Here is a 21,553-nt window from a genome sequence, read left to right on the forward strand (position 1 = left end):
AAGAGAACTTAACGCCGATTGGCGAGCGGAACGACGTTGTGCAACGTTTCGATGCCGCTTTCAAGGAAGCGTCGCACGCCGCGCGCGGCCTGCCTGATCCGTTGCTCGTTTTCCACCATGGCGATGCGGACATATCCTTCACCATGCTCGCCGAAGCCGACGCCGGGCGAGACCGCAACGCCGGATTTTTCCACCATCAGGGTCGCGAATTGCATGCTGCCGACGCTGCGGAAGGCTTCGGGCAGCGGCACCCAGGCGAACATCGAGGCCTCCGGCGGCGGAATCTCCCAGCCGGCGCGGCCGAACGATTCCACCAGCGCATCGCGGCGCTTGCGGTAGGTGTCGCGCATCTCCTTGATGCAATCGTCCGGACCGTTCAGCGCGGCGGTCGCCGCGACCTGCACCGGCGTGAACGCGCCGTAATCGAGGTAGGATTTGACGCGGGCGAGCGCCGCGATCACGCGCTCATTGCCGACCGCAAAGCCCATGCGCCAGCCGGCCATCGAATAGGTCTTCGACATCGAGGTGAACTCGACGGTGACGTCCATCGCGCCCGGCACCTGGAGCACCGAGGGCGGCGGATTGTTCTCGTCGAAATAGACCTCGGCATAGGCGAGATCGGACAGGATCAGGATCTCGTGCTTCTTGGCGAACGCGACGAGGTCCTTGTAGAAATCCAGGCTCGCCACATAAGCGGTCGGGTTCGAGGGATAGCAGACGACGAGCGCCAGCGGCTTGGGGATCGAATGCACGATCGCCCGCTCCACCGCCTCGAAGAACTGCGGCGTCGGCTCCGACGGCACCGAGCGGATCACGCCGCCCGCCATCAAAAAGCCGAAGGCGTGAATCGGGTAGCTCGGGTTCGGACAGAGGATGACGTCGCCGGGCGCGGTGATCGCCTGCGCCACGTTGGCAAAGCCCTCCTTCGAGCCGAGCGTCGCCACGATCTGGGTGTCGGGGTTGAGCTTCACGCCGAAGCGGCGGGCGTAGTAGCCGGCCTGGGCCCGGCGCAGTCCGGGGATGCCGCGGGACGCCGAGTAGCGATCGGTGCGCGGCTTGCCCAGCGTCTCTTTCAGCTTCTCAAGCACATGCGCCGGGGCCGGCAGATCCGGGTTGCCCATGCCGAGGTCGATGATATCGGCGCCGGCATTCCGCGCGGCCGCCTTGGCCCGATTGACCTGCTCGAACACGTAAGGCGGAAGGCGGCGGATGCGGTAAAATTCTTCCATGGCTCTCTGGGCTCCGGGGCAACCGGTCAGGACAGAATCGACAGGCCAGGACGGCGCTTCGGAAAGGCGTCCGGTCCCGTCGTGAAAATTACTCAAAATCAAATGCTTAGAGCAATCATCGACGACGAGGACTGAAGTCGTTCGCCCTGACTCTCGGCTGAACCGTGGTCTTTTAGCACGGCAAGGCGGAGGCGCCAGCGATTACCTTGGAGCGGCTCATTTCGCATCCTTGCCGGCGACGGCCTGGCGATCGCGCGCGGCGGCGAGCTCAGCCTCGATCTTGGCGCGCTGCTCCGGCGGGATGACCGCTTGATCGCGATCCGGCGGCAGGTCGTGCACCGGCAGGTAGGTGCCGGGCTCCCTGGGATGCGCCTGCGCGTCCGCGGGGGTCATATCAGCGAGCTGGCTCGAGCAGCCGCCGACGGCGAGCGCCGCGATCAGCAGCGCGCCGCGGATCGGCAGCGTCTTTTGCAGGTCCCACAACGCCAACACTTGGGAAATCCCCTACTCGTCCCAAAGCACGGCCCCGGGCAATCTTACCCAAGACCGCGCCCAAGCTCAAACCATTGCTGCCCAAATGGTGCGAGCGAGAAAACAGCCATTGCCCACCAAGCCGAGCGGTGCGGCCCGAATGTGACGGAACCAAGAAGATTTGTCGCAGTGCAACACATCTTCGAGAGTGTTTAACGTCAAACATGCGAGCTTCGCGGTGACGAATACGGAATGAATCGTTACTGTTCTGCTCATGAGTATGGCCACGACCGATACGCCCAAACCCGAGACGAAGTTCGATGCGGAAGCCTTCGCGATGAATGTCGCGCGGGCGATGGAGAGCGGCGGCAAGGCGCTGGCCGCTTACCTCAAGCCGCGCGAGAGCGGCGAGGTGCAGGATCGCCCGCCGGCCGAGCTCACCGAGGTCGTCAAGACCTTCACCTCGGTCGCCGAATACTGGCTGTCGGATACGTCCCGCTCTTCCGATCTGCAGACCAAGCTCGCCAAGGACTATCTCGACCTCTGGGGCTCGGCGGTGCGCCGCATGGCCGGCCAGGACGCAGCGCCCGCGATCGCGCCCTCGCCGCGCGACAAGCGCTTTGCCGACCCGGAATGGAAGTCGAACCAGTTCTTCGATTTCGTCATGCAGCTCTATCTGCTCACGACCAGATGGGCGCAGGAGCTGGTGCGCGACGCCGAAGGGCTCGATCCGCAGACCCGCCGCAAGGCGGAGTTCTACGTCCAGCAGATCATCAACGCGATCTCGCCGTCCAACTTCGTGCTGACCAATCCGGAGGTGCTGCGCGAAACGGTGGCCAGCAGCGGCGAGAACCTCGCCCGCGGCCTGAAGATGCTGGCCGAGGATATCGCAGCCGGAAAGGGCATGCTGAAGATCCGCCAGTCCAACCCGGACAACCTCGTCGTCGGCGTCAACATGGCGACGACGCCGGGCAAGGTGATCTACCAGAACGAGATGATGCAGCTGATCCAGTATTCGCCGACCACGGAGACGGTGCTGCGCACTCCGCTCCTGATCGTGCCGCCCTGGATCAACAAGTTCTACATCCTCGATCTCAAGCCGGAGAAATCCTACATCAAGTGGTGCGTCGACCAGGGCATCACCGTGTTCGTGATCTCATGGGTCAATCCCGACAAGCGGCTCGGCAACAAGAGCTGGGAAGACTACATGAAAGAAGGCCCGCTCACGGCGATGGACGTGATCGAGAGGGTCACCGGCGAGATGAAGGTGCACACCGCCGGCTATTGCGTCGGCGGCACCATGCTCGCGACCACGCTGGCCTGGCTCGCCGAGAAGCGCCGCCAGCGGGTGTCGTCGGCGACGTTCTTCGCCGCACAGGTCGACTTCACCCATGCCGGCGACCTCCTGGTGTTCGTCGACGAGGAGCAGATCGCGGCGCTCGAGCAGGACATGAAGGCGGCCGGCGTGCTCGAAGGCTCGAAGATGGCGATGGCCTTCAACATGCTGCGCTCCAACGATCTGATCTGGTCCTACGTCGTCAGCAATTATCTGAAGGGGCAGCAGCCGAGCGCGTTCGACCTCTTGCACTGGAATTCGGACGCGACGCGCATGACCGCGTCGAACCATTCCTATTATTTGCGCAATTGCTATCTGGAGAACCGGCTCTCCACCGGCACGATGGTGCTCGACAACACGCTGCTCGATCTCTCCAAGGTCAAGGTGCCCGTCTACAACCTCGCCACCCGCGAGGACCACATCGCGCCCGCTGAATCGGTGCTGTACGGCTCGCAGTTCTTCGGCGGTCCTGTGAAATACGTGCTGTCGGGCTCGGGCCACATCGCCGGCGTCGTCAATCCGCCCGCCTCGAACAAGTACCAGTACTGGACCAACGACAACATCAAGGACGTCAACGTCGCGCAATGGATGAAAGACGCGGTCGAGCACAAGGGCTCGTGGTGGCCGGACTGGCGTCAATGGCTGGGCGAGCTCGATCCGGAGCAAGTCCCGGCGCGCAGCGTCGGCAGCGACGCCCTGCCGGCGATCGAGGACGCGCCCGGCAGCTATGTCAGGGTTCGCGCATAGCGGAATCTTCCGCGCTTTTGTATAGACTCGCGCTCAACGCAGCGACGACAGAGGGGACCCGACCATGACGCGCGAATTGTTCTGGCTGACACTGACGGTGATCCTGACCGGGATCCTCTGGATTCCCTACACCATCAACCGCTGCCAGGTCCGCGGCCTCAGCGGCGCCATGGCCAACCCCTCGCGCGGCGACAAGCCGCAGGCGGAATGGGCGAACCGCCTGATGTTCGCGCACGACAACGCGGTCGAGAACCTCGTGCTCTTTGCGCCGCTGGTGCTGATCCTCAACGCGATCGACTATTCCTCGAAATGGACCGTGCTGGCTTGCGCCGTCTATTTCTGGTCGCGCGTCGCGCATCTGATCGTCTACGCGCTCGGGATTCCCGTGTTCCGCACGCTGGCCTTCACCGTCGGCTTCCTCGCCCAGGCCGTGCTGGCGCTGGCGATCTTCAAGATGGTGTGAGCCTCCGTGTCCCGGACAAGGCGCGGCACCTCAGTGACGCGCCGCAGAGCCGGGACCCAGAAAGCCACAACCCAGATCTAACAAGCATGGGCCCCGGCTCTGCAGCGCACCGCTGAAGGAGCGCTGCGCTGCATCCGGTGCGCGAGACTGCCCTACTCCTCCGGCAAGCCCAGCATCAGCCGCATGTTCTGCACGGCGGCGCCTGAGGCGCCCTTGCCGAGATTGTCGAGCCGGGCGACCAGCACCGCCTGGTGATATTTGTCGCTGGCGAAGACGTAGAGCTCGAGCATGTTGGTCTCGTTGAGCGCCTCCGGCTCGATCCGGCCGCCTTTTGACGCTTCGTTCTGCAGCGGCATCACCGAGACGTATTTCGAGCCGACATAGCGCTTGGCAAGCGCGGCCTGGAGATCGGCTCCGCCCGGCTTGCCGGGCAGCGTGTCGAGCTGCAGCGGCACCGAGACCAGCATGCCCTGCCGATAATTGCCCACCGACGGAATGAAGATCGGCCGCCGCGTCAGGTTCGAATAGAGCTGCATTTCCGGCAGATGCTTGTGCTCGAAGCCGAGGCCGTAGAGCTCGAAGGACGGCGCGCTGCCGTCCTCGAAGCTCGCGATCATCGACTTGCCGCCGCCGGAATAGCCGCTCACCGCGTTGACGGCGACGGGATAATCGGGCGGCAACAGACCGGCATCGACGATCGGCCGCAGCAGCGCAATCGCGCCGGTCGGATAGCAGCCGGGATTGGAGACCTTCTTCGCCGCCTTGATCTTGCCGGCCTGATCCGGCGTCAGTTCGGGAAAGCCGTAGGCCCAGTCGGGCGCGACCCGGTAGGCGGTCGAGGCGTCCAGCACCTTCGGGCCCGAAGCGCCCATGCTGTCGACCAGCGCAACCGTTTCCTTGGCGGCCTCGTCGGGCAGGCAGAGGATGACGAGATCCACCTCCTCCATCAGCGCCTTCTTGGCCGCGGGGTCCTTGCGCTTGTCGTCGGGAAGCGTCTTCACGACGACGTCGTTCTGGAGCTTCAGCCGCTCGTTGATGCCGAGCCCGGTGGTGCCGGAGCCACCGTCGACGAAGACGGTGGCGGGCTTCTTCGCCGCGCTGGTGGTCGGGGCTTTGGTTGTGTCAGCGAGGCTCATGGTGCGCTCCCTTCGAGCATGTTCGTGTCGTCTGCAAAAACCTGCGGCCTGGCCTGCCGCATCAAATGTGAGATCTGCTTGGCGTCGGCATCGCCGGCGCCGAGCGCATTGGCGATCGCCGTGTAGTCGGCGTCGGACTTGTGCTGGTTGAGCTTGAAGCTGCCTTCGACCTCCTCAACCGTCATCACCAGGCCCACGATCGCCTTCTTCATCGCCTCGAGCCGTCCGGCCGTCATCTTGTCCGATGTCCACGGCTTCTTCGGCAGCAGCCAGTTCTCGAACTTGTCGCTGAGCGTGTCGATCTGCACCGCCAGCTCGTCGTCAGACAACATCCGCACCGGTCCGCTCAGATGCACCGACTGGTAGAGCCAGGTCGGCACCTGGTCCGGCGAGACGTACCAATCCGGCGATACATAGGCATCGGGGCCATTGACCGCGAGCAGCCAGGACGCTGCGCCATCCGCAAGCTTTAGCAGCGGATTGTGACGGGCAACATGAAAGGCGGCCTGCGGCGTGCCATCGGCCGCATAAGTCAAATAGAACGGCAGCGGGGAAGCGACCGGCTTGTGACCGTCAAAGGCGCAGATGGTGCCGAAGCCGCGCTCTTCGGCGAACTTCAGGCTTGCGGCGCGGTCCTGCTTGAAAAAGGGTGGCGTGTACATCGTGGTCTCCTGCTGGGCCTCCTTGGGGGGCCGCCGGATCAGATCGCGCTGACAGGAGAGAGAATGCCGCGGATCGGATCCAGCGGCAAAGACGATGATCTCAAACGCGATCGACCGCCCAAACCGCTAAAGAGCGGCGGCGGCGACGGGCGAACAGGATGGTCGCGGCGTTGATCATGGCGCGCGGCTATAAGGCCAGATCGGGTTTTCGTCAAGGTTTCGGCGTCAGATCACCCGCCAGATCCATTCCATGATCTTGGCGAGCACGTCGCCGAACAGCAGCAGCACGGCCGACCAGATCAGGGCCGAGACGAAATTGGCGGCCTGGAAGCTCCAATAGGGCATCTCGAAGATGCCGGCTGCGAGCGGCACCGAGGCGCGCAAAGGGCCGAAGAAGCGGCCGATGAAGATGCTGGGGACGCCCCAGCTGCGCACGAAAGCCTCGCCTCTGGGCAGGAGTTCCGGATAGCGCGAGAGCGGCCACATCTGGGCGACCTTCTCCTTGTAGCGGTAGCCGAACCAGTACGAGACCCAGTCGCCCAGCGCCGCACCCAATCCGCCGGCGATCCAGACCGGGTAGAAGCTGATGCCGCTCGCCCCGATCAGCGCACCGATCGCGACCAGCGCGCCCCAGGCCGGGATCAGCAGCGAGATGAAGGCCAGCGATTCCCCGAAAGCGAGCAGGAACACGATCGGAGCCGCCCAAGCCTGGTGAACGCGCACGAAATCGGCCAGGGCGTGCGCAAACTGCTCCATCTAAAAAAGCCTTCCCGCCCCGTCTCAAGGTGCTGCTCGATGAAAAAGACTGGTAAGCCAAGGGCTTGTGTGACATCAAGTCACAAAACTCGGCTCAGCGCGGACGGGCCGGTCAAATTGCCGGGAATTGCAGGGCCTGCGGCGTAAAATCGCCGGGATTGGCTCCCAACCACACCGCCCGGCCCGCCCCGCGGTAACCTTTCCAAGTCAGAAGTGGCATAGTCGGCCCAACCGATTCGCCGCTGATGCGGCCCTCAAAGCGTATCAAGATATATGTCCAAACAGTTGAAGCCAAAAGCAAAAGGCGATTTTTTCGGCGGCGATGAGCCAAAGCCCCGGAGCGCCCCCAAGGCGGCGCCGCGCGGAAGCGGAGGCGAAGCCGACTACACCGCAGCCGACATCGAGGTCCTCGAAGGCCTGGAACCGGTGCGGCGCCGGCCCGGCATGTATATCGGCGGCACCGACGAGAAGGCGCTGCATCATCTGTTCGCCGAGGTCATCGACAACTCGATGGACGAGGCGCTGGCGGGACATGCGACCTTCATCGGCGTCGAGCTGTCCGCGGACGGCTTCCTGACCGTCACCGACAACGGCCGCGGCATCCCGATCGATCCGCATCCAAAATTCCCGAAGAAATCGGCGCTCGAAGTCATCATGTGCACGCTGCATTCGGGCGGCAAATTCGACAGCAAGGTCTACGAGACCTCGGGCGGCTTGCACGGCGTCGGCATCTCCGTGGTCAACGCCCTCTCCTCGTTGCTCGAGGTCGAGGTCGCGCGCAGCCAGAAGCTCTACCGCATGACGTTCGAGCGCGGGCACCCCAAGGGCAAGCTCGAGGATCTCGGCAAGGTCAACAACCGCCGCGGCACGCGCGTCCGCTTCAAGCCAGACACCGACATCTTCGGCGCCAAGGCTGCATTCAAGCCGCAGCGCCTGTTTAAGATGACGCGCTCGAAGGCGTATCTGTTCGGCGGCGTCGAGATCCGCTGGAATTGCGCGCCCGAGCTGCTCAAGGGCATCGAGGACGTACCGGCCGAAGCGACGTTCCACTTCCCCGGCGGCCTCAAGGATTATCTGGCGGCTGCAATTCACGCCGACACGCTGGTCCACCCGGATATCTTCTCCGGCAAGTCGGGCCGTAACGGCGCGCATGGCGCCTGCGAATGGGCGGTGGCCTGGACCGCGGATGCCGACGGCTTCCTCTCCTCCTACACCAACACCGTCCCGACGCCCGATGGCGGCACGCACGAATCCGGCCTGCGCAGCGCGCTGCTGCGCGGCCTGAAGGATCACGCCGAGCGCGTCGGCCAGGGCAAGCGCGCCTCGTCCATTACGTCGGAAGACGTGATGGTCGGTGCCGCCGTGATGCTCTCGGTGTTCGTGCGCGAGCCCGAATTCCAGGGCCAGACCAAGGATCGTCTCGCCACCGCGGAAGCGCAGCGCATCGTCGAACAGGCGATGAAGGATCCGTTCGATCACTGGCTGTCGGGCAATCCGAACATGGCCAACCGGCTGCTCGATTTCGTGATCGACCGCGCCGAGGAACGGCTGCGGCGGCGGCAGGAGAAAGAGACCGCGCGGAAAACCGCCGGCAAGAAGCTGCGGCTGCCCGGCAAGCTCGCCGACTGCACCGACGCCGGCACCGAAGGCTCCGAGCTCTTCATCGTCGAAGGCGACTCGGCCGGCGGCAGCGCCAAGCAGGCGCGTGACCGCAAGACCCAGGCCGTGCTGCCGCTGCGCGGCAAGATCCTCAACGTCGCCTCCGCCGGCAAGGACAAGCTGACGGCCAATGCCCAGCTCTCCGACCTCGTGCAGGCGATCGGCTGCGGCCAGCTCCTGCAGTATCGCGAAGAGGATCTGCGCTACCAGCGCATCATCATCATGACCGACGCCGACGTCGACGGCGCCCACATCGCTTCGCTCTTGATCACCTTCTTCTACCGGCAGATGCGACCGCTGATCGACGAGGGCCACCTCTTCCTCGCGGTGCCGCCGCTCTACAAACTCACGCACGGCTCGAAATCGGTTTACGCCCGCGACGACAAGCACAAGGAAGCGCTGCTCAAGAGCGAGTTCAACGCCAACGCCAAGGTCGAGGTGAACCGCTTCAAAGGCCTCGGCGAGATGATGCCGGCGCAGCTCAAGGAAACCACCATGGATCCGAGCAAGCGGACGCTGCTCAAGGTGGTGCTGCTCGCCGACGATCGCGACACCACGGCGGATTCGGTGGAACGACTGATGGGCACCAAGGCCGAGGCGCGCTTCGCGTTCATCTCGGACAAGGCCGAATTTGCCAGCGAGGAGCTGCTGGACGTTTGAGCCCTCGGCGCTGTAGCGCTCCGTCAAGAGCCCCGGCGAAAAAGCCGGGGCTCTTTTGCTTTCGGAGCGGCGACAACGTCACCGAGGGTCCGCATGGCTTTGACCGATTCCCGCACCATCGTTGCGACTCGGCCAGCGACTCACGGCGCTCAAGCCGAGGCACGACTGCCTCCATTTCGGACAAAGCCGATTTTGCTAACGAAACCTTACCCGAATTTGATTTTCCAGAATCTTCACAAGCCTTTGATTTCATGTATTTATTTCAGATTGCGATAGCCGCCGCCGAAATGCCCGCGTATCGGCGTTTTCCGGCAACTGTGCCTGCCCGGCAACAGCATTCCGGCAGGAAACGTCTATAGTCCGGACATCAGATGACACGAACTTCAGTGCGCTCGCGCCTGCTACACAGACCAAGGTTGGGGATTTTGACATGAAGAAGATTTTGCTCGCTCTGACCGCGGTTGCCGCGATGACCGGTTCGGCCTCGGCGGCCGATCTCGGTGCCCGTCCCTACGTGAAGGCCCCGATGCCGGCGCCCGTCGCCAACTGGACCGGCTTCTATGTCTTCGGCGGCGGCGGCGGCGGCCTCTCCAATGCCGACCAGCACGTCCAGACCACCGTTGGTGCGGTTCCGCTGACGATCGACCAGCGCCAGGGCGGCTCCGGTTGGTTCGGCACCGTCGGCGCCGGTTACGACTGGCAGTTCAGCGGCACCTGGGTCGCCGGTGTGTTCGCTGACGGCCAGTTCGGCAGCATCCGCGCCACCATCCAGGATCCGATCGTCGGCATCACCGGCAACCAGAAGCTGGAAACCTCCTGGGCCGCGGGCGTGCGCCTCGGCTGGCTGGTTGCCCCGAACGTTCTCTCCTACGTCAACGGTGGTTACTCTGGCGCCCACTTCGGCCAGACCAACTTCACGACGCTGGGCGGCACTCCCGCTGGCATCCACCTCAACAGCTACAACCGCAACGGCTGGTTCGTCGGCGGCGGCGTCGAGAACAGCCTGAACATCTTCGGCGTCTCTTCGCCCGGCTGGTTCATGAAGACCGAGTATCGTTCGGCTTTCTACAACGCCAAAACCTCGAACGAGCTGTTCGACGGTACCAACGCGCTGGTCGGCCGCGACATCCGCGCCAACAGCTGGAACCAGACGATCTCGACCTCGCTGGTCTACCGCTTCAACTGGACCGGTCCGGTCGTCGCGAAGTACTGATCCGACCAAGTACTGATCCGAACGCAAGTTCAGACGTCAAAGCCCCGGCATCGCCGGGGCTTTTTCGTTATGGTCTTATCCGCGACCAAAGCTCGACTTCAGCGTCGTACGCAGCGGCGAGCCGAGCTTCGATCACTCACATAACGTTGGTGATCGCCTGCCCCCGCATCGCGACGTGCGCTGGGCTTCGCCGCGTTGGCTTCTGCCGGCGGCGCCATTGTATCCGGACCAAAGCTACGGCTACTGTGGGCCCAAGCTCTCCTGACCGTGGCGATTGATGCCGCGGATCACGGCGGAAGCGGACCGACGGGGAGGAATGCATGCGCAGATTTCTGCTTGTAGCAGGCCTGTTTGCCCTCGCCGTCGGGCTGCTCTGGATCGGACAGGGCACGGGTACGGTTCCCTGGCCGCCATCGAGCTTCATGGTCAACCAGCTGCATTGGGCCGGCTATGGCGCCGCCATGGCCGGCTTCGGGCTGGTGCTGATCTGGCAGAGTAACCGATAGAAGAAACCAGGGAATACAAGCATGACATCCAGCCGGTTCGAGCTCCGCGGCAAGGTCGCGGTCGTAACAGGAGGCAATGGCGGCATCGGGCTCGGCATGGCGCGCGGCCTTGCCGATGCCGGCGCCGACATCGCGGTGGTCGGACGCAACGAAGCCAAGTCCAAAGCAGCCGTCGAAGATCTCAGGCAGCGCGGCGTGAAGGCGATCGCGGTTGCAACCGATGTCACCGACAAGGCCGCGATCGAAGCCATGATCGCGCGTGTAGTGAAGGATCTCGGCCGCATCGACATCCTCATCAACAATGCCGGCATGAGCATCCGCAAGCCGCCGCACGAGCTCGAGCTCGACGAGTGGAACAAGGTGATCGACACCAACCTCACCAGCGCCTTCCTGTGCTCGAAGCTCGCCTATCCGGCCTTGAAGGCGTCAGGCAACGGCAAGGTGATCAACATCGGCTCGATGATGTCGATCTTCGGTGCGAGCTTCGCCACCGCCTATGCGGCGAGCAAGGGCGGCATCGTGCAGTACACGCGTGCCTGCGCCAATGCCTGGGCGCCCGACAACATCCAGGTCAATGCGATCCTGCCGGGCTGGATCGATACCGACCTCACCCGCGGCGCGCGGCAGCAGGTGTCGGGATTGCACGAGCGGGTGCTGGCGCGCACGCCCGCGGGGCGCTGGGGCGACATCGACGACTTCGCCGGCATCGCCGTGTTCCTGGCATCGCCCGCGTCGAACTTCGTCACGGGCACCGCGATCCCCGTCGATGGCGGCTTCTCGGTGATGGCCTGAGGCCGGGCCTGTCGGCCATTCAACAACGCAAAAAGAAGCCCCGGACAAATCCGGGGCTTTTGAATTTAGGCAGTGCTTTTTTTGATCGTTGGTCGCGTTGCGTCGTCGACGTGCTCAGTAACGGCCAATGACAGGTGCGTCGAACTTGTAGCTCGCGCGCACGACGGCCCACTGGATGTCGCGCGGCTTGGCATCGAAGGTGTAATTCCCCGAGGTGCCGCCGAGCTGATAGGTCTGGCTGCCGAAGGCCGCGTAGTTGTATTCGAGGCCGACGATCCAATTGCGGGTGACGCCGTATTCCCAGCCGGCGCCGACAGTCCAGCCGTTGGCCCAGTGGGTCTGTCCGCCCGAGCCCGACACACCGACGGTGTCGCTGACCGACAGACGGTTGTTCGCGCCGGCATAGCCGCCCTTGACGTAGAAGAGGTTGTTCTGCACGGCGAAGCCGGCGCGGCCGACCACGGTCGCGAGCACGTTGGTGCGCCAGGAGAACACGTCGTCGCCTGCACCGAACGCGGTGTTGGTGAACGAGCCCTTGTTGTCGAGGCCGGAGATCGTGCCCTCCATGCCGAACACGTAGTTGTTGGCCTGCCAGTTGTAGCCGATCTGGGCGCCGCCCATGATACCTGCGCTGCGCTGACGATAGCCCTCGCCCGGGACGAGATCGCCGAACGGCGCACCGGTCCCGTTGTTGATGAACTGCTGGTTGGTCCAGGCGCCACCGATGTGACCGCCGACATAGAAGCCGGTCCAGTTGAACAGCGGCTCCACATAGGCGGGCGCCTTGGTGTAGCGCGCGCCGAGATCGGCGGCGGAGGCCACGCCCGTCGTAGCCAGAGCGGTCGTGCAGGCGAAGGCGGCAATCAATTTGTTACGCATGGTACAACCCCGTGTCCTTTGATGGACGCACGGTCACAGACGGGTGTTACTAAAATTCGAATCAACAGAGTTAACGCGGCGCATGGGCACCTGCTGTCCGCAGATCCGTCGGCGCTGTTGCCCGCCCGCAACGCCGCACGCGCGATTTAACGCGACATTATCCCTACCGAATTCCTGCGCTACGATGCCGCTCTCGAATGCACGTGCTCGGGCCGCACGCCGAGCGCAAGCAGGCGCGCCGGAATGCCCTGCAGCCACGGCAACGCGGTGATGAGGCGCACGATCAGTGGCACTTTGAGCGGCCGGTCACCGCCTTGCAAGGCGCCGCTGATGATCCTGTTCTGCACGATCACCTGCATGCGCTGCGTCATCCTCACCGGGAACTCGCGGCGACGGCGCACAGCGTCGAGATCGTTCTCGGACGGGCAGCCGTGCTGCATCTTGTCCGCCAGCAGATTGGCGGTCGCGACCGCGTCCTGCACGGCGAGATTGACGCCGACGCCGCCGACCGGAGACATCGCATGCGCGGCATCGCCGATGCAAAGCAGACCCGGCCGCGTCCAGCGCGTCAGGCGGTTGATCGCGACGGTCAGCAGCTTGACGTCGTCAAAGCTCTTCACGTCGGCGATGCCTGCCTTAAGGATCGGCGCCATGCGCACGACGTCGTCGAGCAGCGCCTGCAGTCCCCTCGCCTTCACCGCTTCGTGCTGTCCCTTGGCGATGACATAGGCGCACTGCCAATAGTCGCCACGATCGAAGGTGATCATCATCTTGCCCGGCTCGACGCGCGCGAACACGCTTTCCGTCTCGTCGGGCTTGCGGCCGGCGCGAAACCACAGCACGTCCATCGGCGCGCCGATCTCCTCGACACCGAGGCCGGCGCGCTCGCGCACCGTCGAATGCCGGCCGTCGCATGCGATGGTGAGATCGGCTTCGATGTCGACGATGCCATCAGGCGTCTTCGCGCGCACGCCGGCGATCGTCTCGCCGCGGCGGATCAAATCGATCGCCTCGGTGCTCATCATCACCTCGAGCGAGGCAAAGCGCCGGCCGGCCTCGCGCAGGAAATTCAAGAAATCCCATTGCGGCATGAAGGCGATGAAGGGGTATTTGGTGTGGAGCCGGCGCAGATCGGCGATGCGCACAGGTGTACCGCCGAACAGGCCGTCCATCTTCTGCAGGCGCTGGTGCGGCAGCTTCAGGAAGCCGTCGATCAGGCCGAGCTCGTCCATGACCTCGAGCGTCGAGGGATGCACGGTGTCGCCGCGGAAGTCGCGGAAGAAATCCGCATGCTTCTCCAGCACCACGACCTCTATGCCGGCCCGCCCCAGGAGATAGCCGAGCATCATGCCGGCCGGCCCGCCGCCGACGATGCAGCAACGGACTCTTTTCGTCCGGTTCGGTTGTTGGTCGGACGTCATTGCAGCCGCGATCCACGATGTGGGTATCGATCAAGATATGCCGGACGATTGTAACGCCGGTTCAGGTCGATCGCAGCCTCAATCTGGACGGGTCTCGGCAAGGACGGCTGGCAGCTTCGGATCACGCCGGCCCTCGCGGCCCCGGAATAAACCGCGGGCCCCGTTGTTATGGGGGACCCAAACGGCATCAGCGGGAACGTTCAACGTGGCATGGTTGCTTGCAGGCGTGGCAGCCTGGCTGGCCATCAACATCGCGCTCGTCTATCTGCGCACGCGGCGAAGCGGCAATGCGGAAGAGAGCGAGCCGAAGGTCTAGCTTTGCCTGCGGCGACGGCCGCGCCCGGCTCAGCCTTTCTCGTCAGAGCAGCCGGTTGCCACTTGCGAGGCAACGAGAAAGGCCCGCGCTGCGCGGGCCTTTCATGCAACAGAGCCAGATTATTTCTGATCTTCATTGCTGGTCCCGGAGCCCGGAGTGCCGATCGGCAATCCGTTCGGCGCGTGACCAACACCAGCGTTCCGCTCAGCTTGCGCCGCTGTCGGCGACGTGCCGTTCGCAGTCGGCGACTGAACGTTCGGATTGTTCTGACCTCTGTTGGTGTTGACGTTGGCCCCGGTGGTGGTGCCGTGCGTCCCCATTCCTGAAGGAGCCGACGGCCCTGAATTGGCGCTGCTCGATGACGTGCCTACTCCGGCACCCGAGCTGGCCGCGGATCCCGCGCCGGCGCCGCCGGTCCCCGTACCGGCAGCGGCACCCGCGCTGGCGCCGCCCGCACCACCGCTGCCCGCACCACCGCCGCCTCCCCCGCCTCCCTGGGCAAGAGCGGCCGTCGAAAGTGCAGCGCATGCGAAGGCTACGAGGATGGACTTGCGGATCATGGATCGTCTCCCTGGTTTGGTGGAGACAATCCAGGTGACCAAGGAGTTGTTCCTTCGCCTGCGGCGAACAGGCGCCCGCGACCTAAGGCTTCGACTTCCGTTCCCATGGGCGCTTGCCGTCGGCGTCGCGGTCCCAGGGACGCGTCATCGGAGCTACCTTTTCATCCTCGGCGGCCTTCGCACGGTCCGCCTGGACGCGTTCCCGGTCGGTCAGTGGCGGCGTGGGGATTGGAGCCGTTTGCGCCAGAACCGGAAGCGTCGTGAGGAGCACGACGAGGATGAATTTTGTCATCCCCGGCTCTAACACTTTCGCCGTTGGCTTGTCCGATTTAAGTTCGTCCATCCCGTCACGCCCGCCCGATCAACACGCCCTCAATTGTTGCTGCGGTTCGCGCTGCGGAAACTCTTGATCTCCGAGACGCTGCCGTCGCGATAGGTCAGCTCCACGGAGACGGACTGCGTGCTCGGTGCGAGCTTCATGTAGAGCGGCATGCCCGCAGTGATCGCACTGGGGTCGCGCATGTCGCAAGCGGGCATCTTCAGCACCTGGTTGGGCACGGCAGTGTCGATGCCGATGCGCACCTCGCGAATGGCGCAGCGATAGGACACGAGGTGCGTGTAGTAGACCAGCAGCCCGTTGAATTCGCGGAACGACAGCCAGCTCGTCGCCGTCATGTCGAGGATCTTGCGCTGGTCCCGGATCAGCGCGGCCTCGGGATCGAACCGGATCGGGAACGGCCCCTGCATGTCGCCGGACTGATCGACATAGCGGACCTCGATGGTGCCGGCCGCAGCATCCGGGGGCAATTCGATCGACGGGTTCGGCATCCGCTTGCGCGTGCGCGGATCGAGCGTGTCGATGAAGCCGGTCTCGCGGAAATCGCCCTTGCCGGCCATGCGCCAGGAAATGCCGAGCGTCGGGTCGGCAAAGGAGAACACCACGCTCCAGCCGCCATTGTGCCGCGAGAAGCTCGCGATCGGCGCGTTGATGGTTTCCTCCTTCGGCATCTGCGGCACCGACACCGGCGGCAGCGCCGCGAGCTTCTGCGGCGGCGGATCGGCCGGCCGCGCGACGGCATCCTTCGTCATGCCGCTGAGGAAGACGTCGTCGACCATCTGGTCGAAATAGACCGGCACCTGCCTGTGCTTGACGGTATCTGCCATCTCGCTGACGGCACGGCGGGTGCGCTGCGCCACCTGCACGAGGTTCTCGCCGGGCTGAAGCAGCTCCTTGGCGAAGGTGCGCGTAAACACCGAATTGGGATTGGCGTCGTCGTTGGAGAGGCGGTCGAGCGCGGTCTGGCGGGGACCGGCCGAAAACACCGAGAACACGCCTTCGGGCAGCTGCACCATCGGGGCAAGCCCGCCGCCACCGGCGACTGCGCGGGTGCCCTTGCGCTCGAACGGGTTGTTGCGGCAGGCGTCGAACACGAGGATCGAGGTCCGCGCCTTCTTGTTCTGGAGGCGCTCGACGATGCGGTCGGCCAGGATCGAGGCGTCGCGCACCAGCTCTTCCTGGCCTTCGGTCGCCGCCGGCACGTCGGTCGGCAGCAGGTAATTCTGGCCCGCGATCTCGAAACCGTGGCCGGCGTAGAAGAAGAACGCGGTGTCGCCTGGCTCGATCGCCTTGTCGAAGGCGAGCAGTGTCTCGGAGAATTGCTGCCGGCTCTGGTTCTCGGCGATCATCACCGAGAAGCCGAGCTGTTTCAGCGTATCGCCCATGGTGCGGGCGTCGTTGACCGCCTTGAGCAGCTTCGGGACGTTCCTGTAGTCGTTGTTGCCGACGACGAGCGCGACACGCTTCTCGGCATAGGCGGGAGCTGCGAAGCCGCTCAGGCCTGCCGCCAAGCCAAGGGCCGCCAGAATTCTGAAAAGCCGACGCGTCATCGCAAAATTCCCGTTGCAGAACGGCCCCTGGCCGCTTCCCTCGAACAGCAGTTCATTGGACCCCCTGCCGCTGTGTGATAGTCGGCCCAGACGTAACGGTGGTTCAAGGAACCTGGGCCCCGGTTCCATGATCTGGCTATGGCAGATTCCCGTGGAATCTGCTCTTTCTAGGGCAATTGCGCTGCAAGCGGGGGCTGCCGTGTATCGCTGGTGTACCGACGAGGTCGAGCCGCACGATCGCTTCGACTATTGGCGCGAGGTGCGCTCCAAGGGATTGTTCGGTGTCACTGCCGAACTCGCGCGCGAACGGCGCGCGGACTTCTTCGGCGAATTCTCGCTGCGCCAGCTTGGCGGTGCCGGCCTCGTCGAGCTGAAGGCCTCGCAATATGCGGTCGAGCGCAGCACCTCCGATATCGCCTACGCACCCGGCGACAGCATCTGCGTCTACCAGCAGCTCGGCAGCGGCGGCTGGTTCGGCGGCATGCGCGGAAACGACTTCGCGATCGCCCCGGGCAGTTTCGCCACCAGCCATACCGACCTGCCCTACCGCACCGCGCCGCTTGGCGCCGGCGGATTCCACCTGCGGATCCTCAAGATTCCGGTCAGCAGCATCCCGGCGCAGGACAAGCGCATGCGCGAGCTTTCGCCCCGGGCGTTCGGCGACCCCACCCTGGCGCCCCTGCTCGGGGCCTGCTTTGCCGAGCTCGGCGATGCCTCCGCGGATCAGGCCGCCAGCGATGCGACCTCGCTGGTCCAGGCCTTGGCCCATCTGGCGCTGATCGAGCGCGGCATCGTCAGGCCCGGCAGCCGGCGCGGACAGGCCGCGCTGCGGACCGCCCGCCTCTCGCGGGCCCGGCGCCTGATCGGGGGCCACCTGCAAAACCCAGATCTGGCGCCGACGATGGTGGCCGACGAGCTGGGCGTGTCCGTGCGCCACCTGCACATGCTGTTCGAGACCGCGGCGAAAAGCTTCTCGCAGACCGTGACGGACGAACGCCTGAAACAGAGTCGCCGCCTGATGCGCGAGGCGCCCGAGCGGCTGATCGCCGACATCGCGACCTCCTGCGGCTTCGAGAGCCTGGCGACCTATTACCGGGTCTTCAATGCCGCCTATGGCATGGCCCCCGGTGACTTCCGGGCGCAGGGCCCGGATGGGCGCTAGGCGCCGTTTTGGCGGCTCCGGCCCAGGCGCGGGGCTGGGCGGAAAAACCCCAGTCGCACCCGCTATTTGGTGAAAACCCCAGGTTTTTTAGGACCTTCCCGCGCCCGCTCCATTGACTTTGGCCGATTCCCGCCTATGTTCCGGGGCGACGCGGCTCAGATCGAAGACCGATTCCTGAGCCTGGCGCTTTGTTCGCGTGAGTCAGCACCCCCAGCTTCTTTGAGAGCGCGCCGTTTCGGGGTGGAACGCGACAGCCTTATTACCCTCGATTCCGAACGGCGGTTTCGACCAGAGGCTCAATGTCCTTTTCAGATCTCGGACTGTCCGAAAAAGTCCTCGCCGCAGTGGCGGCCACCGGTTACACCACCCCCACCCCCATTCAGGAACAGGCGATCCCCCACGTCCTCGCACGCAAGGATGTGCTCGGCATCGCCCAGACCGGCACCGGCAAGACCGCGGCCTTCGTGCTGCCGATGCTCACCATCCTCGAAAAGGGTCGGGCGCGGGCGCGCATGCCGCGCACGCTGATCCTCGAGCCGACCCGCGAGCTCGCGGCCCAGGTCAAGGAAAACTTCGACCGCTACGGCGCCGGCCAAAAACTCAACGTCGCGCTTCTGATCGGCGGCGTCTCCTTCGGCGACCAGGATGCCAAGCTGACGCGCGGCGTCGACGTGCTGATTGCCACCCCCGGCCGCCTGCTCGACCATACCGAGCGCGGCGGTCTGCTCCTCACCGGCGTCGAGCTGCTCGTCATCGACGAAGCCGACCGCATGCTGGACATGGGCTTCATCCCCGACATCGAACGCGTCTGCAAGCTCGTCCCGTTCACGCGACAGACCCTGTTCTTCACCGCGACCATGCCGCCGGAAATCCGGCGCATCACCGAGACCTTCCTGCACAATCCGCAGAAGGTCGAAGTGTCCAAGCCTGCGACCACTGCCGTGACCGTCACGCAGTGTCAGGTCCCTGCCGGGCGCGAAGCGCATGAGAAGCGCGAATTGCTGCGACGCCTGCTGCGCGAAGCCAAGGACCTCCAGAACGCGATCATCTTCTGCAATCGCAAGCGCGAGGTCGCGATCGTTCACAAGTCGCTGCAGAAGCACGGCTTCAGCGTCGGCGCGCTGCACGGCGACATGGACCAGTCGGCCCGCACGGCGGCGCTCGAACAGTTCCGCAAGGGCGAGCTGCCGCTCCTGGTCGCCTCCGACGTCGCCGCCCGCGGTCTCGACATTCCCGAGGTCAGCCACGTCTTCAATTTCGACGTCCCCCACCATCCTGACGACTATGTTCATCGCGTCGGCCGCACCGGCCGGGCCGGTCGCACCGGCACCGCGATCTCACTCGTGACGCCACTCGACCAGAAGTCGATGGTGGCAATCGAGAAGCTGATCGGCCAGAGCATTCCTCGCGCCGAAGGCGATTTTGAAATCCACTCCGAAGCCTCCGATGGGACCGATCGTCCGCGCGAGTCGCGTGGCCGCGAACGTTCACGCGGCGGACGCGGCAAGCCGCAGCGCGGCCGTGACCGTGAGCGCAGCCACGAGCCGCGCGAGGCGCGTGGCGAGGCACGGCCTTCAGCCGAAACACGGTCCGCCCCCGAAGCAAGGCCCGCACGCGAGGCAAAGCCTCCGCGTGAAGCCAGGCAATCATCCGAGCCACGTCAGGGCGCGCGCCAGCAGGCCAATCCGACGCATGTGCCGTCGATCGGCCGTCCCGAACCTCGCCGCCAGCGCGAAGCCGACAGCGAGCCGGGCGATCACTCGCATCTGCCGGCGTTTCTGCTGCGGCCGGTCCGCTCCCCCGCCGGAGCCTGAGGTGCGAGACGCCCCAGGTTTCGGTTGAGCAAAGCCGCCGCACAATTTTTTAGATGCATTCGTGAACGTATATTTACGGGGCGTTCACGAACGTCCGTTAGCCTACGAACATAATTTAAGCATTGCTGCGGTCGACGGCGCACCGACCGCTGTGGGGTATGTTCCGTGGTCAAGGTTCTCGACGAACACGAACGCACGATGGCGTTCGCCGAGGTAGCGCTCGGGCAGATCCGATCGCTGCGGCAGACGGCAATTCCCCGCAACTATGAGATTTGGTACGTCTACGCCACCGGCTACAACGCGCCGCTCAACAAGATCGTCAACGAGACGCTGGCGCGCAGCGGCAAGCTGACTGAAGCCGACCTCGAGCAGATCTACGAGACCTATCTCTCCCACATCAAGACCACCGACCGCATCGACAAGGTCGGCGCGCGCGTCATCGGCGAGATCGACGACGTGATGAAGGTCTTGAGCGATGCACTCGGCATGACCGGCTCCTACGATGCCAGCCTGTCGGGCGCCACCGAGAAACTGGCTTCGGCCAAGAGCCGCGAGCAGATCAAGTCGATCGTCGAGACGCTGCTGCGGTCGACCAGCGAGATGCGCGAGACCAACAAGACGCTGGAAGACCGGCTGACGCTGTCGAAGAACGAGATCAGCAATCTCCAGCAGAGCCTGGAGGCGATCCGCGCCGAGAGCCTGACCGATCCGCTCACGGGCCTTGGCAACCGCAAATATTTCGACCGCATGATCGGCATGGCGGTGCAGAGCGCCCTCGCCTCGGGCGAGCCGCTGTCGCTGCTGTTGTTCGACATCGATCACTTCAAATCGTTCAACGATTCCTACGGCCATCTCACCGGCGACCAGGTGCTGCGGCTCGTCGGCCTCTCGCTGAAGCAGACCATCAAGGGCCAGGACATCACGGCGCGCTATGGCGGCGAGGAATTCGCGGTCGTGCTGCCCAACACAGCGCTGCGTCAGGCCCTCACGGTGGCCGACCACATCCGCCGCGCGGTGATGGCAAAGGAATTGAAGAAGAAGTCCACCGGCGAGATCCTCGGCCGCGTCACCATCTCCGTCGGCGTCTCCATGCTCAAGCAGGGCGACGACACCGACGCGCTGATCGAGCGTGCGGATGCCTGCCTCTATGCCGCCAAGCGCAACGGCCGCAACCGCGTGATCTGCGAAGCCGATCCGGAATACGCCGTCGAGACCCACAGCCGCGTGGCGTGACGCGATCGCAGCATGCCGAACGGCTGCGCTTGACATTCCAACCTGACGACCAACATCCTCTGCGCCGCCAGACCGCGCGCATCGAGGACTTCGTCGTGCCCAATCCCCATGATTTTCATACGCCGCAACCGTCCTACACCAGGGACGAGCTGCTGAAATCGAGCGACGGCGGATATTTCGGGCCGGGCAATGCGCAACTGCCGGCCCCGCCGATGCTGATGATGGACCGCATCACGGAAATCAGCCTGGACGGCGGCGAATTCGGCAAGGGCCATATCGTCGGCGAGCTCGATATCGTGCCGGACCACTGGTTCTTCGATTGTCACTATCGAGGTGATGCGATGATGCCGGGGAGCCTGGGTCTGGATGCGATGTGGCAGATGGTCGGCTACTGGCTCGGCTGGTCGGGCTCACCCGGCAAGGGCCGCGCCATCGGCGTCGGCGAGGTGGAGGTCACCGGAGTGGTCACGCCGGAGACGCGACGCGTGCGCTACGAGGTCGCCATGCGGATGGTCCGCCGCGGCAAGCTGGTGCTTGGCATCGCCGACGGCCGTGTGCTTGCCGACGGCGTCTGCGTCTTCACCGCCAAGGACATGAGGGTTGGCCTGACCAAAGCCGTGGATTGAAGCTCTCGTAGCAACCATTAAAGCA

General features: G+C 64.6%; 19 protein-coding genes. 10 read left to right on the forward strand and 9 right to left on the reverse strand.

The annotated features are described in order from the left end of the window. Window positions 1–8 precede the first annotated feature (8 nt). Entirely contained in the window at window positions 9–1,229 is a 1,221-nt protein-coding gene (locus AABA86_RS29795; protein ID WP_212244324.1) for an LL-diaminopimelate aminotransferase, read from the reverse strand. Between the two features lie 216 nt (window positions 1,230–1,445). Next, window positions 1,446–1,721 (reverse strand): hypothetical protein, encoded by a 276-nt coding sequence (locus tag AABA86_RS29800; RefSeq protein ID WP_038946669.1) that lies wholly within the window; start codon window positions 1,719–1,721, stop codon window positions 1,446–1,448. 253 nt (window positions 1,722–1,974) lie between these two features. Here AABA86_RS29800 and AABA86_RS29805 point away from each other — a divergent pair, with 253 nt between their 5' ends. Further along, entirely contained in the window at window positions 1,975–3,783 is a 1,809-nt protein-coding gene (locus AABA86_RS29805) for a PHA/PHB synthase family protein (protein ID WP_338309334.1), read from the forward strand. Between the two features lie 64 nt (window positions 3,784–3,847). Further along, window positions 3,848–4,246, forward strand: coding sequence for an MAPEG family protein (locus tag AABA86_RS29810; RefSeq protein WP_212244330.1), 399 nt, complete (start codon window positions 3,848–3,850; stop codon window positions 4,244–4,246). Between the two features lie 152 nt (window positions 4,247–4,398). Here the strand turns inward: AABA86_RS29810 and argC are convergent, their stop codons facing one another. From argC to AABA86_RS29825, 3 genes are all read right to left on the reverse strand, one after another. Next, window positions 4,399–5,382 carry an N-acetyl-gamma-glutamyl-phosphate reductase gene (gene argC / locus AABA86_RS29815; protein ID WP_338309335.1) on the reverse strand — a complete coding sequence of 328 codons (984 nt, stop codon included), beginning with the start codon at window positions 5,380–5,382 and terminating at the stop codon, window positions 4,399–4,401. Further along, window positions 5,379–6,044 (reverse strand): FMN-binding negative transcriptional regulator, encoded by a 666-nt coding sequence (locus AABA86_RS29820; protein ID WP_212244334.1) that lies wholly within the window; start codon window positions 6,042–6,044, stop codon window positions 5,379–5,381. Before AABA86_RS29820 ends, argC begins: the two co-directional genes overlap by 4 nt. Before the next feature lie 225 nt (window positions 6,045–6,269). Beyond that, a complete protein-coding gene (locus AABA86_RS29825) occupies window positions 6,270–6,800 on the reverse strand; it encodes a DedA family protein (RefSeq protein WP_212244336.1) in 531 nt (176 codons plus the stop codon). 273 nt (window positions 6,801–7,073) lie between these two features. On the opposite strand from AABA86_RS29825, the gene parE reads away from it, so the two are divergent. The 4 genes from parE (at window position 7,074) to AABA86_RS29845 (ending at window position 11,630) form a co-directional block, all read left to right on the forward strand. Then, the gene (gene parE, locus AABA86_RS29830) at window positions 7,074–9,119 is read left to right on the forward strand and encodes a DNA topoisomerase IV subunit B (RefSeq protein WP_212244338.1); all 2,046 of its coding nucleotides are present in this window, start codon (window positions 7,074–7,076) and stop codon (window positions 9,117–9,119) included. Between the two features lie 430 nt (window positions 9,120–9,549). Next, window positions 9,550–10,332: an outer membrane protein gene (locus AABA86_RS29835; protein WP_212244340.1), complete on the forward strand. Its 783-nt coding sequence runs from the start codon at window positions 9,550–9,552 to the stop codon at window positions 10,330–10,332. 320 nt (window positions 10,333–10,652) lie between these two features. Further along, window positions 10,653–10,838, forward strand: coding sequence for a hypothetical protein (locus AABA86_RS29840; protein ID WP_338309336.1), 186 nt, complete (start codon window positions 10,653–10,655; stop codon window positions 10,836–10,838). Window positions 10,839–10,859: 21 nt separating this feature from the next. Further along, complete coding sequence (locus AABA86_RS29845) at window positions 10,860–11,630, forward strand: SDR family NAD(P)-dependent oxidoreductase (RefSeq protein ID WP_212244344.1); 771 nt, start codon at window positions 10,860–10,862, stop codon at window positions 11,628–11,630. Between the two features lie 114 nt (window positions 11,631–11,744). Here the strand turns inward: AABA86_RS29845 and AABA86_RS29850 are convergent, their stop codons facing one another. The 4 genes from AABA86_RS29850 to AABA86_RS29865 form a co-directional block, all read right to left on the reverse strand. Next, window positions 11,745–12,509, reverse strand: a complete 765-nt coding sequence (locus AABA86_RS29850) for an outer membrane protein (RefSeq protein ID WP_338309337.1) — start codon at window positions 12,507–12,509, stop codon at window positions 11,745–11,747. A gap of 179 nt (window positions 12,510–12,688) precedes the next feature. Further along, window positions 12,689–13,930: an FAD-dependent oxidoreductase gene (locus tag AABA86_RS29855; RefSeq protein ID WP_338309338.1), complete on the reverse strand. Its 1,242-nt coding sequence runs from the start codon at window positions 13,928–13,930 to the stop codon at window positions 12,689–12,691. A 958-nt stretch (window positions 13,931–14,888) separates the two neighbouring features. Continuing rightward, window positions 14,889–15,149, reverse strand: a complete 261-nt coding sequence (locus AABA86_RS29860) for a hypothetical protein (RefSeq protein WP_338309339.1) — start codon at window positions 15,147–15,149, stop codon at window positions 14,889–14,891. Window positions 15,150–15,178: 29 nt separating this feature from the next. Beyond that, window positions 15,179–16,693, reverse strand: coding sequence for a caspase family protein (locus tag AABA86_RS29865; RefSeq protein WP_338309340.1), 1,515 nt, complete (start codon window positions 16,691–16,693; stop codon window positions 15,179–15,181). Between the two features lie 199 nt (window positions 16,694–16,892). Between AABA86_RS29865 and AABA86_RS29870 the strand changes: the two genes are divergently transcribed. The 4 genes from AABA86_RS29870 to fabA all read left to right on the forward strand — a co-directional run bounded on the left by AABA86_RS29870 (window position 16,893) and on the right by fabA (window position 21,528). Then, window positions 16,893–17,855, forward strand: a complete 963-nt coding sequence (locus AABA86_RS29870) for a helix-turn-helix domain-containing protein (protein WP_338309341.1) — start codon at window positions 16,893–16,895, stop codon at window positions 17,853–17,855. A gap of 299 nt (window positions 17,856–18,154) precedes the next feature. Then, window positions 18,155–19,669, forward strand: a complete 1,515-nt coding sequence (locus AABA86_RS29875) for a DEAD/DEAH box helicase (protein ID WP_338309342.1) — start codon at window positions 18,155–18,157, stop codon at window positions 19,667–19,669. 165 nt (window positions 19,670–19,834) lie between these two features. After that, window positions 19,835–20,902, forward strand: coding sequence for a GGDEF domain-containing protein (locus AABA86_RS29880; protein WP_338309343.1), 1,068 nt, complete (start codon window positions 19,835–19,837; stop codon window positions 20,900–20,902). Window positions 20,903–20,997: 95 nt separating this feature from the next. Beyond that, complete coding sequence (gene fabA, locus AABA86_RS29885; RefSeq protein ID WP_338309348.1) at window positions 20,998–21,528, forward strand: bifunctional 3-hydroxydecanoyl-ACP dehydratase/trans-2-decenoyl-ACP isomerase; 531 nt, start codon at window positions 20,998–21,000, stop codon at window positions 21,526–21,528. Window positions 21,529–21,553: the final 25 nt, after the last annotated feature.

It is taken from the genome of Bradyrhizobium sp. TM233, assembly GCF_036247965.1.
GTDB lineage: Bacteria > Pseudomonadota > Alphaproteobacteria > Rhizobiales > Xanthobacteraceae > Bradyrhizobium > Bradyrhizobium ottawaense.

What these genes read in the sequence shown, in the direction of transcription:
- AABA86_RS29810 (WP_212244330.1), top strand. Translation starts at nt 3,848, where the DNA reads ATGACGCGCGAATTGTTCTGGCTGACACTGACGGTGATCCTGACCGGG.
- AABA86_RS29855 (WP_338309338.1), bottom strand. Translation starts at nt 13,930, where the DNA reads ATGACGTCCGACCAACAACCGAACCGGACGAAAAGAGTCCGTTGCTGC.
- AABA86_RS29865 (WP_338309340.1), bottom strand. Translation starts at nt 16,693, where the DNA reads ATGACGCGTCGGCTTTTCAGAATTCTGGCGGCCCTTGGCTTGGCGGCA.
- AABA86_RS29860 (WP_338309339.1), bottom strand. Translation starts at nt 15,149, where the DNA reads ATGGACGAACTTAAATCGGACAAGCCAACGGCGAAAGTGTTAGAGCCG.
- AABA86_RS29805 (WP_338309334.1), top strand. Translation starts at nt 1,975, where the DNA reads ATGAGTATGGCCACGACCGATACGCCCAAACCCGAGACGAAGTTCGAT.
- parE (WP_212244338.1), top strand. Translation starts at nt 7,074, where the DNA reads ATGTCCAAACAGTTGAAGCCAAAAGCAAAAGGCGATTTTTTCGGCGGC.
- AABA86_RS29820 (WP_212244334.1), bottom strand. Translation starts at nt 6,044, where the DNA reads ATGTACACGCCACCCTTTTTCAAGCAGGACCGCGCCGCAAGCCTGAAG.
- AABA86_RS29795 (WP_212244324.1), bottom strand. Translation starts at nt 1,229, where the DNA reads ATGGAAGAATTTTACCGCATCCGCCGCCTTCCGCCTTACGTGTTCGAG.
- AABA86_RS29850 (WP_338309337.1), bottom strand. Translation starts at nt 12,509, where the DNA reads ATGCGTAACAAATTGATTGCCGCCTTCGCCTGCACGACCGCTCTGGCT.
- AABA86_RS29875 (WP_338309342.1), top strand. Translation starts at nt 18,155, where the DNA reads ATGTCCTTTTCAGATCTCGGACTGTCCGAAAAAGTCCTCGCCGCAGTG.
- AABA86_RS29840 (WP_338309336.1), top strand. Translation starts at nt 10,653, where the DNA reads ATGCGCAGATTTCTGCTTGTAGCAGGCCTGTTTGCCCTCGCCGTCGGG.
- argC (WP_338309335.1), bottom strand. Translation starts at nt 5,382, where the DNA reads ATGAGCCTCGCTGACACAACCAAAGCCCCGACCACCAGCGCGGCGAAG.
- AABA86_RS29845 (WP_212244344.1), top strand. Translation starts at nt 10,860, where the DNA reads ATGACATCCAGCCGGTTCGAGCTCCGCGGCAAGGTCGCGGTCGTAACA.
- AABA86_RS29825 (WP_212244336.1), bottom strand. Translation starts at nt 6,800, where the DNA reads ATGGAGCAGTTTGCGCACGCCCTGGCCGATTTCGTGCGCGTTCACCAG.
- AABA86_RS29835 (WP_212244340.1), top strand. Translation starts at nt 9,550, where the DNA reads ATGAAGAAGATTTTGCTCGCTCTGACCGCGGTTGCCGCGATGACCGGT.